The following is a 17,783-nucleotide window of genomic DNA, read 5'->3' as shown; positions in this document are numbered from 1 at the left end:
AGAATGTCTGGAACGATTCAAATGCACTGTGAGTGATTCAAGTCTCGTGCGGTCAGAATGCCGCAGCAAGATCGATGCTGCTCAACGTCGCCGCGAGAACGCCACTGCCGATCCGGCTCGCGAGAGTTGAGACAGGACGGACGCAGCTCAAATCGGCGGTGATTCCGCTCAGTCGCGCTTGAGCCCGATCGACTTGACGATGGGAGCCAGGCGGGTCAGTTCGTCCTCGACGAGGCGCTGAAATTTGTCAGGGCCTGAATCGACGTCCGGCTCCAGACCTTGCGAACGATAGCTTTCCTGCAACTGCGGATCGGACATCGCCGTACGGGTTGCCCTGGAGATCTGCTCCACGATCGTATCCGGGGTTGCTCGCGGAGCGAACAAGCCAAACCAGCCGGCGTATCTGAGGCCCGGCATGCCTGACTCGATCACGGTCGGGATTCCCGGCGCACCGCTCAACCGCTGCTCGCTCGTCACCGCGATCAGCCGCAGCTTGCCTGCATGGTGCAATTCCAGGATCTGGCTCGACACCACCGCAATGACGGCGGAGATTTGGCCGCTGACCAGGTCGTTGGTAGCGGAACTCATGCCCCGATAGGGCACGTGGACGAAATCTGTTGCGAGACCGGATTGCAGCCTGAACATTTCCCCAATGAGATGATTGCCGGTGCCGACGCCCGGAGTGCCGTAGGAGAGTTTGCCCGGATTGGCGCTTGCAAAAGCTACCAGTTCCCGCAGGTCCTTCACCGGCAGCGAGGGATGAACCGCGATTGCAAGCGTGGTGGTAATCAGGCGATAGATGGCGCGGAAATCGCGAACCGTGTCGTAGGCGGGCTGCGCCGAGGACAACGGAATCATCACCTGAGTGCTGCCATTGCCGAGCAGAAGCGAATAGCCGTCGGGGGCGCTCTGCGCCACCGCGGCGGAGCCGATCGCGCCGCCGGCGCCGCCGATATTTTCGACGTAGATCGGGCCCAGCAGCGGCGCGATCCTGTCCGCCCAGGGACGGCCGATCTGATCACCCGCGGCGCCAGCCGTATAGGGAATGACCAGCCTGATGGGACGGGAGGGATAATCGCCGGCGGCCGCACAGCCGGGCCATGCGGCCAGCGCCGTAATACGCGCCGCCCTATCGAGCAGTTCTCGGCGTGAAAGGAGGGACATCTTCTGCGGATTCAGGACCGTGCCAATCATCATACACGATTGAACGGCCTTGAAAATCCGCCCGAGGAGATCGCTGCCCTGCACCGTGCGGGCGGCAAGGCGCCGCACCCTCGCGCTCCGCATCCTCGGCGGGACTCAAGGCTCCGTCCGGATTCGGGACGTGGTCCTCGGTCAGCAGCGTTCGTCTTCCCGGCTGCAACGCGGCGAATGCAGCAACGCCTCAGAATTGCACACCGCGCGTCAGGGCACCGTCGACGACGAGGTTCGTTCCCGTGATGAAGCTAGCGGCTCGACTTGCGAGAAACACGACCGCGTTGGCCATCTCCTGCGGGGTCCCCATCCGGCCCGTGGGATTGAGCGCAAGCGCCGATTTGTAGAGCTCGGGATTGTTGTCCTTGATCGTGTTCCAGACGCCGCCTTCGAAATAGGTGTTGCCCGGCGAGACCGTGTTGGCACGGATGCCCTTGTGTGCGAGCTGATTGGCGAGGCCTTGCGTGTAGTGGATGATGGCGGCCTTGAAGGTGCCGTAGGGACCGGCCGCGAAATCGACCTCGCGCCCGGAGACGCTCGATATGGCGACGATCGCACCGGCGCCGCTCTTCTCCAGATAGGGCATGGCCGCATTCACCAGCCGGACCGTACCCATCATGTCGGTCGAGAACTCCTTCTCCCAGCTCTCGTCGTCCTGCCCGATCGCAAGCGCGCTCACATTCGCCACGACGACGTCGATCCCGCCCAATTTGGTCGCCATGTCGACAACCCAGGCTTTCAGCGCAGCCGCGTCGGCGACGTCCACCGCTCCGCCATAGGCAGCGACGCCTTTGGCCTTAAGCGCGGCAACCGTGCTCTCGACCTCGGCCTGATTGCGGGAGCATACGCCGACATCGGCGCCTTCGGCAGCAAATGTCTCGACGATCGCGCGGCCGATCCCCTTGGTACTTCCCGTGACGAGAACCTTGGCGCCTTTGAGTCCGAGATCCATGGTCCGATTCCTTTTCCTGGTTCAGTAATTGGTCGCGGCGGCCCTCACCAATCCACGATAGCTGTGCGGCATGCGCATCGAAACCAGATCCTTTCGCCGCACGACGTTGGTCGGATAGACGCTGTCGAGATTGGTGGTGTCGACCAGCGCGGTTGCAAGGCCCGTGCCGCCGGCCGCGATCGCCTCACGCCGCGGAAACGCGAACGTGTCAGGACCGAACACGCCGCTCAGCCCGGGATAGCCACGTTCTGGATCGGCGATATTGGCGAAAGCGAAGAACAGGTTGTTTTCGCCGGCACGAACACGGAAATGATGCCAGTGATGCGGATCCGGGCCCGTCGGTATCGGCTTCGGCTGCAGGACCTCCGTGCCGGCATGCGACGAACTGAAGCGTCCCTTGATCGCGGCGGGACACGCGATGAGATCACAGCCGCGCAGCGCCAGCACCCGGCCCGCTTCCGGGAACGACGCGTCATGACCGATCAACAACCCGATCCGCCCGATCGGCGTGTCCACGACGGTCCAGCCGTCACCTGCGGTGGCCCAGCTTCGCTCATTGGCGGTGAGATGCGCCTTGCGATAGACCGAGACGTCCCCATCCGGCGACACAAGGCAGGCGCTGTTGTAGACCAGATCGCCGTCGCGCTCGGCGAGGCCGCAGACGAGGTAGAGGTCAAGCTCCGTTGCAAGCGCGACGAGGCTGCCGGTCGCCGGTCCCGGTATCGGTTGCGCCGATGCCGCGGGATCGGCAAGTCCCGTCAGGGCAAGCTCCGGAAAGACGACGAGCTCCGCACCCTCGTCCCTGGCCTTGCGCGCGAGCACTGCGATCTCCCCGAGGTTTTGGCTGGCGTCATCGCGAGGTGCAAATTGCGCGACGCTGACTTGCGACGTTTTGCCCGTCGGCCACGGCTGATGGCCATAGAGGCCAAAGAAATCGCGCGGGTTCCAGCTGAAGGTATCGGTCAGCAGTTCCGGATAAAGCTCGGGACGGCGCTGCGCAAACACGGTCTCGCCGAGCACGCGGCGCGCGCGCGCGACGTCGAGGTCGATCTCGGACAGCAAGATCCCGTCGCCGTTGTCGAGCACCGCAATCACCTCCCCGTCCGGCGCGATCACGCAGCTTCCACCGCTGAACTGCACCGTGCGCTCCAAGCCCCAGCGGTTGCTCTCGATGACGTAGCAGCCGTTCTCGAAGGCGCGGCTGATCCAATATGGCGCCGGCGTGCGCTCGGCCAGCCAGTTCGAGATATGGCAGATGACGTCGGCGCCGCCGAGCGCCATCAGCCGCGCGGTTTCAACGAAATGGATGTCCATGCAGATCAGCAGCGCGATCCGCCCGATCGGCGTCTCGAACACCTGGTTGTGCAAATCGCCTGCCGCCGCCCATTTCGGCTCCGAGATGTAAGGATGCGTCTTGCGGTGGCGGCCGACAATGCCGTCGGGCCCGATCAGGACGGCTGAGTTGAAATAGATGCCGTCCTCGTCGACCTCCGGCATGCCGACCACGATGTAGCAGTCATGCTGGCGCGCGAGCGCCGCGAAGCGGTCCGTGCTCGGCCCCGGGATTGTCTCGACGAACGGCGCGACCTCGGCACGGTCGAACCAGCAATAGCCGGTCGTCCCCATTTCCGGCGTGACGATCAGCTTGGCACCGGCCGCCGCCGCCTGTTCGCAGAGTTCGAGCAGGCGCGCGATGTTGCGCTCCTTCTCGAACATGGTCGGCTCGAACTGAACGGCGGCGACCTTGTGGATGCGTCTCATGACCTCGCCGGTCCTCACACGAGATAGGATTTCTTGATGGAGGCGCCGAGCGTGTATTTCGGATCGACCATGTTGCCGAGACGCACCCGGCCGGCCTGGGTCAGCAGCATGTAGGCGTCGATCTCCTCGAAACCGTAGTCCGCCGCCATCCAGCGGCACAGCTCGCGATAGGCGATGCGCGCGGCATCCTCCATCGGCCGGGCCGAGCCGATGGTCATGATGAAGTCCTTAGTCTCGAGCCGCGGCCAGGCGATCGTCCAGCCCTTGATAAGATCGACCTGGACCGTGGTCACGGTTGGATGCTCGATCGCAACGCCGCAGAGCTCGCCGTCCCCCTGCGCGGCATGGCAATCGCCGAGATAGAGCAGCGCGCCCTTGGTGTTGACCGGCAGGTAGACGATGGCGCCGACACCGACGTCCGGCAGGTCCATGTTTCCTCCGTAATAATCGGGGACGAGCGAGGAGATCGCCTCGATCTCCGGCGACGTTCCGATGGTGCCGATGAACGGCTCATAGGGCAGCGTGATCTTTTCGTTCCATTTGGTACCGGTCTTGGCGTCGATCACCAGCTTCTTGACCCGTTCGGGCAGCGCCGGGTTGAGCAGCGCGGTCTGCCCCGTGCTGACGAGGCCGCCGAAGTCCGGCATGACCACGGTGGTGCCGCAGGGCTGCGGCCCGCGCGGCACGATGCTCTCGATATAGACCGCGAGCGTGTCGCCCTTTTCGGCGCCGTTGACGTGGATCGGTCCATTCTGCGGATTGAGGAACGGAAAGTTGAGAATCTTCGACGGGCTGTCGGTTTCGTGCTTGATGGCGCCCTCGAACGCGTCGTGGGTCTCGGCGGCGACGACCGCTCCCGGATCCACGGTCAGCACCGGATTCACGTAGGGGCCGTAGACATAGTGATACTTGCCCTGCTCGCTCTCCGTGATCGTATATTCTTTGCCGCGCGCGCCCTTGGCGACGCCTTTGCGTGCCATGATCGACTCGTTTTGCCAGGCCATTGCTGTTCTCCTTGGTTGGACTGTCTAGACCGCGAGGTGCCGGCGCATCTCCGCCACGTCGTCGAGCGCCGAGCGGTCGAGACTTGCGACGATGCGGCCCTTGTCCATGACGTAGCAGCGCTGCGCCATGGCGCGGATCATGTCGAGGTTCTGCTCGACCAGAATGATGGTCACGCCCGTGCTGCGGTTGAGCTCGACCATGTTGCGCGCGATATCCTGGACGATGTTGGGCTGGATACCTTCAGACGGCTCATCGAGCAGGATGAGATTGGGGTCTGCGATCAAGACCCGTCCGATCGCGAGTTGCTGCTGCTGGCCGCCCGACATGGTGCCGGCGCGCTGGTGCCAGCGTTCGGCGAGGATCGGAAACGCCTCGACGATCCTGCGTCGGCCCGCTTCGGGAATGCCGCCGCCCTTGATCGCGGCGCCGACCGCGACGTTCTCGCCGACGGTCAGCCGTGGAAACACGTCGCGTCCCTGCGGCACATAGCCCATGCCGAGGCGCGCCCGCTTGTGCGCCGGCAGGGAATCCACAGCCTCGCCGCGGTAGACGATCGAGCCGCTCATCGCCGGCACGAGCCCGATCAGGCTCTTCATCAGCGTGGATTTGCCGACGCCGTTGCGTCCGATGACGGCGACGATCTCGCCTTCCCGCACCTCGATCTCGAGGCCCTGGAGCACGGGCTTGCCGCCATAGCCGGCGCGCAAGGCCAGCGTCGAGAGGATCACTTCCTTGCGTGGCACATCAAGCATGGGCCTGCCCCAGATAGATCGCCGCAACACGTTCATCCGCCACGATCTCGTCGATCGAGCCCTGCGCGAAGACCTGGCCGAGATGCAACACGGTCACGCGCTGGGCGACCTGGCGAACGAAGGTCATGTCATGCTCGATCGCGAGCACCGTCATGCCGTCCGCATTGAGCCGCTGCACCATCTCTCCGGTCAGATGGGTTTCCTCCGGCGACATGCCAGCCGTCGGCTCGTCCAGCAGCAGCAGGCGCGGCTTCAGGCTGATCGCCATGCCGATCTCGAGCCATTGCTTCTGGCCATGGCTGAGATTGCCGGCAGCCTGGGCCTGCTCGGACTTGAGCCCGAGGAAAGCGAGCAGCCGGTCGATCTCCGCTTCGAGCTCGGCGCCGCGATGACGGCTCTGAAGCGCGATCTCGAGGTTCTGGCGGACCGACAGGCCCTTGAATACGCCGGGCACCTGGAATTTGACCGAGAGGCCGCGATGAATTCGCGCAAAGGATTTCAGAGAGGTGATGTTCTCCCCGGCGAAGAGAATTTCGCCGCTGCCGGGATGATGCTCACCCAAGATCAGGCGGAACAGCGTGCTCTTGCCGGCGCCGTTCGGGCCGATCAGGCAATGGATCTCGCCGGGCTGCAGCGTGAGGTCGACGGCGTTGGTGACGTGCAACCCGCCGAAATGCTTGTTCAGCTTGCGCAATTCGAGCAGCGACATCAGCCGGCCCTCCGCGTCAGGCGGGCGGCGAGCTTGCCGAGCCAATTCATCGCACCGAGCACGAGGCCGTTCGGGGCGATCAGCACCGTGAGGACCAGTAGCACGCCCATGAAGACCAGCGCATATTGGCTGCCATAGATCGTGAGCGCCTGGAACGCAGCCAGTACCATCAGCGTGCCGATCACGGTCGAGGTCAAATCGCTGCGGCCCCCGACGGCGACCCAGATCAGCGGCAATGCCGCCGCCGTCATGCCCATGCTCGACGGCGTGATATATTGTCCCCACACCGTGTAGAGCACACCGGAGAGGCCTGCGAGCGCCGCGCCGATAACGAAGGTGATAAGCTGGTATTTGCGCACGTCGTAGCCCAGCATCTCCGCCCGTTCCGGGTTCTCCCGGATCGCGACGATGACGTTGCCGAACGACGAGTTCATCAGAATGCGCAGGCCCAGATAGACGAAGATGAGAAGACCGAGCACGAAGTAATAGAGGCCGACATCCGCGAACAGCACGATCGGCCCGCCCGGCCAGGGTATGGTCAACGGCGGCATCCCGCTCATGCCGTTGAAGCCGTTCAGTCGCGCGCTGCCGATACGCCACTCCGGCCCCGCGGTCTGAGCCATGAATCGTTCCAGCATCAAGGTCACCGCGAGCGTGACGATGCCGAGGAAGACACCGGCGATGCGGCCGAAGAACATGAAATAGCCGAGCAGGACCGCGAACAGCGCAGCGATCGCGACGGCCGCCACCAGCGCCACCAGCGTGAAGCCATAGGCCGAGCCGAAATTGATGGTGAGGATGCCATAGCCATAGCCCGCAATCCCGAAGAAGGCGGTCTGGCCGAAGGACAGCGAGCCGCCATACCCCCAGATCAGGCACAGGCTGAGAGCGATGAACACCCAGACGAAGAAGTAAACGGTGTTGCCGACGGTGTAGCCGTCACTCACCAGCGGATAAGCCAGTGCGACGGCGAGCACGACGGCGAACAGGCCCCAGAAGGCCGGACCGCGACCGACGGTCTGCGGTCCTTCGAGACGGCGAAACAACGAGAGAAAACCGGTCACGACGCCATCCCCCGTCAGGTCCGCTCGCGCAGCACGAAGCCGGAGATGCCCTTCGGCAGCACCCGGACGACGATGATGACGGCGACGAGGAGGCCGATCTGGCCGAACAGCTGCCCCTGCCAGGACGTCATCCCCGACTTCACGATCGCAAGCAGGCCGCCGGCCGGCGCCGTGCCGAGGAACACGTCGGCGCCGCCGATCACCACGGTGACGAATGCCTCCATGATGAAGGTCGCGCCCATGGTAGGCACCAGCGTCATCGTCGGGGCATAAAGACCGCCGGCGAGGCCGGCGAGCCCCGCTCCGCAGGCGAAGGTCAGGCTATAGATCAGGCGGGTGTCGACACCGAGCGCGGCGGCCATGTGCGGCACCTGGATGGTGGCGCGCGCCAACACGCCGAAGCGGGTCCAGTTGAACAGCGCATAGAGGCCAGCCAGCACGCCGAGCGCGGCGCAGAATAGCACGATGCGATAGATTGAATAGGAGTAGTCGCCGACCTGAAAGCTGCCGAACGGCGTGCCGACGCCCGCCATGGTCGAACCGACCATGATCAGCGTGCCCTGCGTCGCGATCAGGCTGAGACCCCAGGTGGCGACGATGGTGTCGAGCGGCCGGTCGTAGAGATGGCGGATGACCACAAGTTCCACGAGGACGCCGACCAGCGCCGACACGATGGTGCCGGCGAGTATCCCGAGCGGCAATGGCAGGCCGGCATGCACGGTGGCGGCCGTCACATAGGCACCGCACATGATGAACTCGCCATGGGCGAGATTGATCACGCCCATCATGCCGAAGATCACTGCGAGCCCGCAGGCGGAGAGCACCAGGAACGCGAAGGCGTCTCCGAATTGGTAGAGCGCAGAGAAGACGAGGGTCGCAAGGTCCATGAAACAACCAGAATGTGGGAGGCGCGACACTGCCGTCGCAGATGTTAGAGGGTTGCCCCGGCGTGCCGGGAAACGCCGGGGCAACCAGTCGCCGTCAGGGTTTCGGCGGCGGATTCGACGGCGTGTACTGGGCCATCGGATCCTTCTTGGTCAGATCGCAGCCGGCCTCACCGAGCCAGTACGGCTTGATGTCCTCCCAGGTCTTCGGGAAGGAGATCGAATGGTCGGCGCCGACCTTGGCGAGATAGATCGTGTGCGACATGTGCTGGCTCTTCGGGTCGATGCAGACCTTGCCCTCCGGCGCGTCCATGCAGACGTCGCCCATCGCAATCACCTTGCGGATGTCCTCGCGCTTGGTCGACTTCGCGCGCTCCGCCATCTGCTTGTAGAGATAGACGGCGAGGTAGGAGTTCTCCGCCTCCTGGTTGACGTAGGGCTCGCTCGGGAATTTCGCCTTGAACTTGGCGTAGAACGCCTTGCTCTTCGGCGAGTCGATCTCCTCGATGTAGTTGGTGGTGACGTACATGTCCTTCAGGCTCGGCGGCTTGAAGCGCTTGTGCTCGTAGCCCTGGCCGACGTTGACCGAGGAGGCCATCGGCAGGTTGACGTTGGCGGAGGCCGCCTGCTCGTAATAGGAAGCCTGCGCGGTGCCGACCAGCAGGGTGACCACGAAGTCGGGCTTGGCCTTCTGGATGTTCTGGATGCTCTGGGAGAATTGCGACACGCCGAGCGGGATGAACTCCTCGCCGGCCATCTTGCCGCCGTTCTCCTTGACGATCTTGCGCACCCATTCCGCCGAGATCTGACCGAAATTGTAGTCGGCTGCGAGCGTGTAGACGTTCTTGCCGTACTTCTCCATCATGTAGGGGATGAGCGTGGAGAACTGCTGCTCGGGCACCGCCCCTGTCACGATCATGTGGCCGTCGCAGACACCGCCTTCGTACTGGTTGTTGTAGAAAGCGAAGCCGTTGAACTGGTCGACGATCGGACGGTACGCCTCGCGCGAGGCCGAGGAGAAGCCCGCAAACACGACGTCGACCTTGTCGCGCTGGAGGACGCGCCGCATGAACTCCTGGTAGCGCGTGTTGTCGGATTGCGTATCGTAAGCGACGAGCTCGATCGGCCGCCCCATGATGCCGCCGGCCTTGTTGATCTCTTCGGTGGCGAGCTGGATGGCGTGGACCTTGCCGATCGTCGCGGCGGCAAAATCGCCGGACTGATCTTCAAGCACGCCGAGCTTGATCGGATTTTCCGCCGCGAGTGCCATTTGTGGTCCAAAGGGTGATCCGAGGACAAGCGTCCCCGTGAGGGCTGCGGCACGCAGCCCCCGCAATACAGACTTGCTCATTTTTGCTTCTCCTAGATGGCCTGCTTGTTGCCGCCTTGCAGCGTGATGCCGGTTGTGCGGCCGGACGTATCGGGCGGCTTCGCCCGCTTGCTCATAAACTCCTCGCAATAGAGTTCCATGTTCTGCCGCGCGCGCATGCTGTCGCGACGGAGCTGGGAATAGGCTCCCTCCTCGTCGAGGCCGTCCTGCCGCATCAGCAGGATGACCGCCCGGATCACCGCGCGCCGACCGCGGCGGCGTTCCTCGAGGCCTTGAAGGCGCTCATACATCTCGGCGCGCAACAGGAACTGGTTGATGCCCATGAACAGGGAGGTATAGACCGCGCCGCCATGCACGGGCTTGCGCAGGAACGAGGTCGCACCGAGATTGACGAGCGCCTTGAGCCGGCTCGGCGCCTCGACGCCAACGAGGCCGATCACCGGCACCGGCGGCAGGCGCGAGCCGGGATTGACCTCGATTGCGACCGCGCCTTCGAGATCGCCGTCGATGAACAGGATGTCCCGCTCGGCCTGAAGGCTTGCGACATCAATCTGCGCACGGCCGTCGATGATCTCCGGATATTCGGTGGAGACGCCGAGCTTGGCCAGCGTCGTTTCGAGCGCGCTCTCCCATCCGCCCCGCCTGACAACGACGATGGCACGGCCGCCCTTGAAGTTCTGAAGCAGTCGAGAGCTCATGATTGCACCACCTTCAAAAGCGGAGAGCGCATTGCGCCGGCGAAGCGCGGCGACGACTGAACGAGATAGGGATCCGGCGCGATCGGCTCGCGTGATTCCAGCAGCACTTCGAACTGCCCGCCGACGGTCGACCGGCCGATCCGGGGCGTCAGCCAGGCGTGGAAGGTCTGCCGGTCGATGCGGACCTCGCCTTGCGGAGCGTGCAGCCGCTGATCGGCCACGGCAGCGCGTACCGTGCGGGCGTCGTCGGTGCCGGCTTGCGAGAGGGCCGCGCCGAGCAGCTTGACGGCGATGTAGGACGCTTCGGCGTCGGCCGACGAGACCGGTCCATCCGGAAAGGACGTCGTGTAGGCACGAATGAAGGCACCGTTCTCCGCCGAATTCAGCGAGGAGAAATAAACACTGGATGACAGATGCCCATCGACGGCATCCGGGCCGATTTCCGGCAATTCCGGCTCCGACAGCGTGCAGCTGGCGACCGGGATTTCAGCCGCCTGGTCGATGCCGCGCGCACGGCAGGCGGCGCGGAACGCACGGAAGAAGGCATAAGCGCTGGTGCCGATCAGGTTGTTGAAGACGAAGTCCGGACGCTGATCGATGATCGCCGCGATCACCTGGTCGACCTCGGTGTCGCCGACCGAGAGATAGCGCTCGGCAAGCACAGTGCCGCCGCGCGCGGCGAGTGCCTCCCGGAAGATGCGATTGTTTTCCCACGCCCAGATGTAATTGGAGCCGACGCAGAAGGCGCGCGAGCCGACGCGGGATGCCAGATAATCGACGAGCGGCAGCACGTGCTGGTTCGGCGCGGCGCCGGTGTAGATGACGTTATCGGAACTCTCGAATCCCTCGTAGTGAGACGGATACCACAGCAGTCCGTCGAACTTCTCGAAGCAGGGGATCACCTCCTTGCGGCTCGACGAGGTGTAGCACCCGACCACATGCCGAACGCCGGAACCGAGCAGCTCGAGGCTGAGCGAACGATAGCTCGCAAGGTCGCCGGACGGGTTGACCACGACGGGCTCCAGCGCGATGTCGTCATGCCCTGCATTGATCTCGCGAAAGGCGAGCAGAGCGCCGTTCAACATCGAGCGCGCAACGACGCTGTAGGATCCCGTCGTCGACAGCATCACGCCGATCCGATAGTTCGTCCGCGCCATCACTCGTTCCAAAACAAAAAAGGCACCCACCGGCTGTTAAGCCGAGGGCGCCCTCGCCACCAACCGAGCACGCCATCAGCGTGATGTTGGAAATGATTGAAGCTAGCTGCGTTGACGGGCCGAACTGCCCAACGCCTGCATGATACGGTCGTTGAGATCAGTTACGAAGTCAAGCGCGTTATTGCAGCGGAAACTGCCGCGATTCTTATCGTGGTGCAGCAAAACTATGCAGCCGAACTTCGCGCCGTCTCGATGCGGCTGAGACCACAGGGCACGCTGCACGCCCTGCTTCCAGACCGGACGTGTGCTGTCGAGAGCTGCGAGCAGACATGCCAACGGACCCACGCCGGTCGTGGGCATCTGCTCTGGCCGCCAACGGCGGATGTCTCTGCCGGCCGTCGGTTCGTTGAAGCGAGTGAACTTCGGCTACCCCGAGCCTTGCGCGGCATCAGGGCGCTTCTGCACGATCTCATCCTGGGACCCGGTCCAAACGACTCCGGGACTTAAGAATTTGGTAACGATACGAACGTGCTTGAGCGCATTAATGCAAATCGCACGCTGCCGGTGTTTAGCCCGTAACGACCCTGCTATAAAGCGTAGGCACGGCTCGATCGACTTCGCGAAGTATCCGGTTTCCCTGATTGCGCATGAACAAGCTCAGCAACAATTTCGACATCGTCATCGAGCAGGCGTTCGACTTTCTGTCTCCGGAATATGCCGAGCTGTTCGATCGCTCGGCCGCCACGGCGTTCCAGCATCCGATCTGGCTGCATAGCCTCTACACCGGGCTCGCTTCGGATGCGGGTGCGACGCCTCTGGTCGTCGTGGTCCGCCACCGCGCGACGAGCGCCCTTGCAATGGTGCTGCCCTTGCTCCGGATCCGGCGCGGTCCGATCCGGACCGTCGAATTCGCCGACCTCCGCGTCTCCGATTATCTGGCGCCGGTTTGCGACCAGAAAGTCTTTTCGCAACTGCTCGACGATGCGGATGCATGCGCGGAGATCCAGCGCCTCGTTCGACCTTTCGATCTGCTCCGCATGACCAAGCTGCCCGACGGACGGCTTCCGATCGAGAACCTCCTAGCGGCATCCCGCCGCGTATCGATGGACACCAATGCCTACGCGACGGTTCTCGTCGCGCCGTTCGAGCAATGGCGGGCCAGTGCGATCGATCGTTCCTATCAGAAGGAGCTCGCAAAGAAGTATCGTCAGCTGCAGAAGAAGGGCGTGCTGAGCTTCTCATGCTGCAGCGACAACGCCTCCGTGCTCGAAGCGCTGGATGTGATGAGGAAGCTTCGCGGCCCGCGCTTTCAGGCGCAAGGAGACGGCGATCTGCTCCAGCGTCCCGAATATTTCGGCTTTTATTCCGACGTGGCCCTTCGTGGGCTCGGCGGCTTTGTGCGCCTCTATGCCATGAAGATGGACGGCGAGGTGATCGCCGCCGTGATCGGCCTCTGCCATCGCGGCAGCTTCCTCATCATCATGAGCGCCTTCGACATCGCCGGGTACAAGAGCCAGTCCTTGGGCGCGCTGATGTTCGAGCAGGTGGCGCGGGATTGCATCGAGCGCGGGGATCAGATGCTCGATTTCACCATTGGTGACGAGCCATACAAGAAATTGTTCGGCGCACAGCCCTCGCCGATGTGGGCGATCACGAAAGCCGGCAGCACCGCGGGCGCCATCGCTTTGTTCGCGCTGAAGCAGGCTCCCTGGCTGAAGCTGGCAGCCAAACGGCTATCCGATTTGCGGCTGCTGCCCGCCCGCACTCCGACGCCCACGCGCTGATCCTGCGCGGGAAGGAGCGTAGAGCTCAGGCGCGCAGGGCGCCGCGAACCCGTCCAATCCAGCCCGGATGCATTTGATCGACGCGGTGTGTCAGGCTGCGCCGCAGGAAGTGCAACCGGCGCCGAACGTCCCAGCCGATATCGTTGCGTGACGTCAGGGCCTGGCGGAAGCGCGCCATCTTCAGGGACTGCTGATCCGCCGCGAGCTTGTCGCGATCGGAGTAAAACTGCGAGATCTTCTCCAGACCCATGCCGGGGGTCGCGAGCCATTTCGGCGCATATTCAGTGCACAGACGATCGACATCCACCAGCAGGCGCGCGACGCCGGTGCCGGCGGCGGGACAATTGGTCTGGAAGGCATCGCCGATCAGCACGATTCCGGGTTGGAGGTGTCCCTCGACGACGGTCAGATCCATCACCCAGTTCTGGACCCGGTCGATAACGCGGAAATCACCGAGATAGGTCCGCAATCCCGGCAGCAGACGCAAGACCGTCGCTTCCGGTTCACGACGCAGCTCGCGCATGATCGGATCGGTGGGGTCACGGAACATGAAGAGATTGGCCCGCATGCCGGCGCGTACCGGAAACAGGCTGAGATAGTCGATGCCGTCAGCCGTGCGCTCGCCATAGCAGGTCAGCGCTTCGAAATCGAACGGGCGACCATCCTGACGGGCAATCGTGAATCCGAACGACACCGAATGGCGCTCGGCCAGAATCCGCCGCTTGATACCGAGTTTATAGCCGAGCGCCGCCGCCATGCCCGTGGCGAGAACGACGAGGCGCGCAGTCACGCACCGCCCCGAGGCCAGCTCGAGATGCTGGGCGTCGTCGCTACCACTGATCGCGGTGACCTCGTCGACGATCAGGCTGGACGAAGCGGGTATCTGGCTGCGCGCCATGGCGACGAGATCGGCGTAGGAAAATCCATAGGCCTGGCCGACGCTGACATCGACCACCTTGCCTTCCCGGATGTTGAGCACCTGATCATATCGGCAAGCGACCTTCTCGAGCGCGTTGAAGAAGCCCAGCTTGCGCAACAACTCCAGCTGATGGCCGCCGATCTTTTCGACCCGGAATTCGTCCGGATGAACCGCGCGCTTTTCGATCAGGGCGATGCGATGCCCTGCCCGCGCCAGTACGGCCGCCGCAAGCGACCCTGCAAGGCCGCCGCCGACGATCGCGATGTCCGCGACGATCGTCGACGTACCGGCTGTGTCGATCGGCTCGGTCACAGTTCCATCCACCGTCATGATCCAGGCTCCCACGGTCAACCAAGGTCGCACGTGCAATTCTCCGGCCTGATGTCGCATCACAGGACCAAACGCGATCATTTCTCGGTATCGAGGTTAATGAAGCGGAGAGCCGGCTGCCCAGACGATATCCGGCACGCCTCTTGCTCGGAATTCTCCGTAGAGTCCGGCTTCTGGCTGTTCTGCGGTCGATCCCGGCGGGCCATTTCGCATTCAAGCGACTGGCCTCGCCTTTCCCGGCCGTCGATGCGGCGCTATTCCGTCAATCTCTCTCAGTGGGCCTTGCTCCATTTGGGACAATGGGGACGGTCATGTTCCACAGTGAGGCAACCGGCCTCATCGCGATATCGACGCCGCAGGCGAGATCCTGGATGCCCCGCATTAACACTCGTGATTTTTCGGCATGCTAGGTTGTCACCGGTATCGGAACGTGTCTCTTCAGGAGAGAGCAGCTCCTTAGACTTCCATGATCAAATCCATCCTCCAGCTCTTGCGGCGCGACGTTACGCGCGGGGTCGTCGGGACCATCCTGCTCAAGGTTGGTAGCGGCGCGCTCGCGTTCGCGTTGTTTTCGCTGGCGGCACGCACGATGTCGCCCGACGGCTTCGGCATCTTTGCGACCTGGCTTTCGGTTGCCCAGATCGCCGCCGTCGTGGGACTGGTCGGCCAGGAATCGTTGCTGGTGCGGTTCCTGAACGAGTATCAAGTCGGCGACAGGCCGGACCTCATCAAAGGCGTGCTCCAATCGAGCATCAAGATCACGTCCGTTGCCATGCTGGTCGTCATTCTCGGCATTGCCATCGTGGCCAGCCTGAGAGGGGACTGGTGGGTGCTCGTCCTTGCAGTGGCGGCCTACACGGCCGTGAATGCAGGCGTGATGCTCGGCAGTCAGGTCGCCCGCTCGCTGGTGAGCATTCTGATGGGCGAGGGAAATCGCGAGTTCTTCTGGCGGGTCATCGTTGTTCTCTTCCTGCTCGCCATGCTGCTCGGTCATCGGCAGCTCGATCCCGCCGAGTTGTTCGTAGTCATGACCATGGCCATGTCGGTCGGCCTGGCCGCGCAGATTGTCTCGATCGCGCGCGCGCTGCCGGATTTGCGCGGCACGCCGGCGCGCCTAGAAACGTCCCGCTGGCGCTCGAGCTCCCTTCACTTCTGGCTCGCGTCCATCCTCGAGGCTGCGAACCAGTATTTCGACGTCATCCTGGTGTACTGGATGCTGGATCCCGTGACCGCAGGAATCTACTTTGCCGCGTCGCGCCTCGCCAACATCTTCGCCATGCTGTCTGCGGCGCTATACACGTTCGGAGCCCGCCGGCTTCCATCGCTGTATTTCAGCAAGAACCACCAGGAGTTCGGGCGGACGTTGCGGCTGATGGCGGAGGTGACCGCACTATGCGTGGCCGCCGGGCTCGCCATGATCTGGGTCGGCGGCCCCTATCTCCTCAACCTGTTCGGACCTCATTTCACCACACAGCACTCGGTCCTGATCGTGCTCGCAATCGGGACGGCCATCCAGGCCGCAGGCGGCCCGTCCGCTGCGATCCTGCAGCTGACCGGCCATGAACGAATCTATGTTCCCGTCGTTGCTGCCAACGTCGCGTTGCGGCTCGTGGGGTTTCTCATCCTGATTCCCTGGCTCGGCCTGCTTGGCGCGGCGATTTCGGCCACGGTGTCGCTGGCGCTCGCAACCATTGCCCTGAACATCCTCTGCCGCCAGCGAACGGGAGTGGATCCTTCGATCCTCGTGCTGTTGCGCTTCTCCGCCTTGAAACGAGGCAATTATGCCGTGCGCGGCGCCGATTCCAGCGACTAGGCGTCAACCACACCGTCACCCGGCGGTTCGCGATCACGCGCTGGCCGCGCGCAGGACCGATTGGTTAACGTGCTCGCTGCACCGCATCGGGAACCAGTGAAACGGCTGCGGAAACGATGTCGACGGCCAGGCCTGGCATTAACTCCGTTTGTTGCTAGTCGGTGTCCACGCGAGGCCCGCATGATAGGTACGGGGTTAAGAAGGTGAAGATTTCGTTTCTCTAGCGGGTCGGGATCGGTGCTCCACTATCAGCCGAACAGGGAATTGGGCGAGACGACCGCGACGGCACCCGCGCGGCCGAACGGCAGCGAACGAAAGCTGCACGTGCTTCTCGCCCAGACCCAGGCCGAAAACGCCGGGGCGCAGGAGATCTCGAGGCTGCTCGGCGCCGGGCTGACCGCGCGTGGCTATCGCGTCACCAATCTCTTCTTCTTCCGCAAATCGGATTCCTTCGACGAGCCACCCGATACGCTCTATTGCGCGCCGAGCCGCCCCGGCAATCCGGTGGCCCTGCTGCGGATGCTGTGGACGCTCGGCCGTCATATCGGCATCGTCAAACCGGACGCCGTCCTGACCTTCCAGCATTTCGGCAATGTCATCGGCGGCGGCGTGACACGCCTCGTCAGCCGCGCACCTGTCATCGCCAACCAGGTTTCATCCGCATTGTCGATGAGCTGGCCGGTCCGCAGCGCCGACATCGCGATGGGCAGCCTCGGCTTCTTCGACCGCATCACGCTCAATTCGAAAGACATGGAGCGCGAATATTCGCGCTACCCCGCATCCTACCGGTCGCGCATGGTGCATGTTCCGCACGGCTTCGATGACAAGGCCCTGACCCTGTCGAAGGAAGCTGCACGACGAGAATTCAACCTGCCGCCGGATTGCATATTGCTTGGCTGCGCAGCGCGGCTGCATCCGCACAAGCGTCTCGACCTGGCGATACGTCTGTTGCCGGATCAACCGTCCTGGCATCTTGCGCTCGCTGGCCAGGGTGCCGACCAGGCCCGGCTGAAGCTGCTGGCGAATGAATTGAAGGTGTCGGACAGGCTGCATCTGCTCGGGGAAATCTCCCCCAGCCGGATGGCGGATTTTCTCGCCGGCCTGGACCTGTTCGTATTCCCGACACAGGCCGAGACCTTCGGTCTCGCCGCGGTCGAGGCTGCGAACGCCGGTGTTCCCTCCGTCGTCACCGATCTTCCCGTGTTGCGCGAAGTGCTGTCCTACGAAGGAAGGCCGACGGCTCTTTTCGTCGACGCTTCCGATCATGCGAAGCTCTCAGCAGCCGTTTCCAGGCTGCTGATGGACCGACAGTTGCGCGACGAACTGCGACAAAACGCCAAAGGCCTGCGCCTGCGCTATTCGGTAGAGGCCATGGTGGAGGAATACGTCCGGATTCTGGGCCAGGTCGTTTGACCTGATACGTTGGAATGG

Annotated in this window: 15 protein-coding genes; 3 read left to right on the top strand and 12 right to left on the bottom strand. The window is 63.4% G+C overall.

Annotation, left to right across the window (positions count from 1 at the left end; all coding sequences use genetic code 11):
- Nucleotides 1-168: 168 nt before the first annotated feature.
- The 11 genes from CIT40_RS12840 to CIT40_RS12790 form a co-directional block, all read right to left on the bottom strand.
- Nucleotides 169-1,164 (bottom strand): Bug family tripartite tricarboxylate transporter substrate binding protein, encoded by a 996-nt coding sequence (locus CIT40_RS12840; RefSeq protein WP_094896334.1) that lies wholly within the window; start codon nt 1,162-1,164, stop codon nt 169-171.
- 220 nt (nt 1,165-1,384) lie between these two features.
- The gene (locus CIT40_RS12835; RefSeq protein WP_094896293.1) at nt 1,385-2,146 is read right to left on the bottom strand and encodes an SDR family NAD(P)-dependent oxidoreductase; all 762 of its coding nucleotides are present in this window, start codon (nt 2,144-2,146) and stop codon (nt 1,385-1,387) included.
- Between the two features lie 21 nt (nt 2,147-2,167).
- Complete coding sequence (locus CIT40_RS12830; protein WP_094896333.1) at nt 2,168-3,907, bottom strand: nitrilase-related carbon-nitrogen hydrolase; 1,740 nt, start codon at nt 3,905-3,907, stop codon at nt 2,168-2,170.
- A 14-nt stretch (nt 3,908-3,921) separates the two neighbouring features.
- Nucleotides 3,922-4,911 carry an acetamidase/formamidase family protein gene (locus CIT40_RS12825; RefSeq protein ID WP_094896292.1) on the bottom strand — a complete coding sequence of 330 codons (990 nt, stop codon included), beginning with the start codon at nt 4,909-4,911 and terminating at the stop codon, nt 3,922-3,924.
- Nucleotides 4,912-4,935: 24 nt separating this feature from the next.
- Entirely contained in the window at nt 4,936-5,664 is a 729-nt protein-coding gene (locus CIT40_RS12820; RefSeq protein WP_094896291.1) for an ABC transporter ATP-binding protein, read from the bottom strand.
- Nucleotides 5,657-6,373 (bottom strand): ABC transporter ATP-binding protein, encoded by a 717-nt coding sequence (locus CIT40_RS12815; RefSeq protein WP_094896290.1) that lies wholly within the window; start codon nt 6,371-6,373, stop codon nt 5,657-5,659. The genes CIT40_RS12820 and CIT40_RS12815 overlap by 8 nt, the downstream gene beginning before the upstream one ends.
- A complete protein-coding gene (locus tag CIT40_RS12810; protein ID WP_094896289.1) occupies nt 6,373-7,437 on the bottom strand; it encodes a branched-chain amino acid ABC transporter permease in 1,065 nt (354 codons plus the stop codon). The genes CIT40_RS12815 and CIT40_RS12810 overlap by 1 nt, the downstream gene beginning before the upstream one ends.
- A 14-nt stretch (nt 7,438-7,451) precedes the next feature.
- On the bottom strand, nt 7,452-8,324 hold the full coding sequence (locus CIT40_RS12805; protein ID WP_094896288.1) for an ABC transporter permease subunit: 873 nt from the start codon (nt 8,322-8,324) through the stop codon (nt 7,452-7,454).
- Nucleotides 8,325-8,418: 94 nt separating this feature from the next.
- Nucleotides 8,419-9,672, bottom strand: a complete 1,254-nt coding sequence (locus CIT40_RS12800; RefSeq protein WP_094896287.1) for an urea ABC transporter substrate-binding protein — start codon at nt 9,670-9,672, stop codon at nt 8,419-8,421.
- Nucleotides 9,673-9,683: 11 nt separating this feature from the next.
- Nucleotides 9,684-10,349 carry an ANTAR domain-containing response regulator gene (locus CIT40_RS12795; RefSeq protein ID WP_094896286.1) on the bottom strand — a complete coding sequence of 222 codons (666 nt, stop codon included), beginning with the start codon at nt 10,347-10,349 and terminating at the stop codon, nt 9,684-9,686.
- Complete coding sequence (locus CIT40_RS12790; protein ID WP_094896285.1) at nt 10,346-11,506, bottom strand: transporter substrate-binding domain-containing protein; 1,161 nt, start codon at nt 11,504-11,506, stop codon at nt 10,346-10,348. Before CIT40_RS12790 ends, CIT40_RS12795 begins: the two co-directional genes overlap by 4 nt.
- Nucleotides 11,507-12,153: 647 nt before the next feature.
- On the opposite strand from CIT40_RS12790, the gene CIT40_RS12785 reads away from it, so the two are divergent.
- The gene (locus CIT40_RS12785; RefSeq protein WP_094896283.1) at nt 12,154-13,290 is read left to right on the top strand and encodes a GNAT family N-acetyltransferase; all 1,137 of its coding nucleotides are present in this window, start codon (nt 12,154-12,156) and stop codon (nt 13,288-13,290) included.
- 25 nt (nt 13,291-13,315) lie between these two features.
- Here CIT40_RS12785 and CIT40_RS12780 read toward each other — a convergent pair whose 3' ends face one another.
- Nucleotides 13,316-14,539, bottom strand: a complete 1,224-nt coding sequence (locus CIT40_RS12780; RefSeq protein WP_162307846.1) for an FAD-dependent oxidoreductase — start codon at nt 14,537-14,539, stop codon at nt 13,316-13,318.
- A gap of 466 nt (nt 14,540-15,005) precedes the next feature.
- On the opposite strand from CIT40_RS12780, the gene CIT40_RS12775 reads away from it, so the two are divergent.
- Together CIT40_RS12775 and CIT40_RS12770 are read left to right on the top strand one after the other, a co-directional pair.
- Nucleotides 15,006-16,352, top strand: a complete 1,347-nt coding sequence (locus CIT40_RS12775; protein ID WP_094896282.1) for a lipopolysaccharide biosynthesis protein — start codon at nt 15,006-15,008, stop codon at nt 16,350-16,352.
- A 237-nt stretch (nt 16,353-16,589) separates the two neighbouring features.
- On the top strand, nt 16,590-17,765 hold the full coding sequence (locus tag CIT40_RS12770) for a glycosyltransferase family 4 protein (RefSeq protein WP_094896281.1): 1,176 nt from the start codon (nt 16,590-16,592) through the stop codon (nt 17,763-17,765).
- Nucleotides 17,766-17,783: the final 18 nt, after the last annotated feature.

This window comes from Bradyrhizobium amphicarpaeae (genome assembly GCF_002266435.3).
GTDB classification, from domain to species: Bacteria; Pseudomonadota; Alphaproteobacteria; order Rhizobiales; family Xanthobacteraceae; genus Bradyrhizobium; species Bradyrhizobium amphicarpaeae.
Note: the sequence above shows the minus strand (reverse complement) of the source record. Positions and strands in the feature narration are given on the sequence as shown.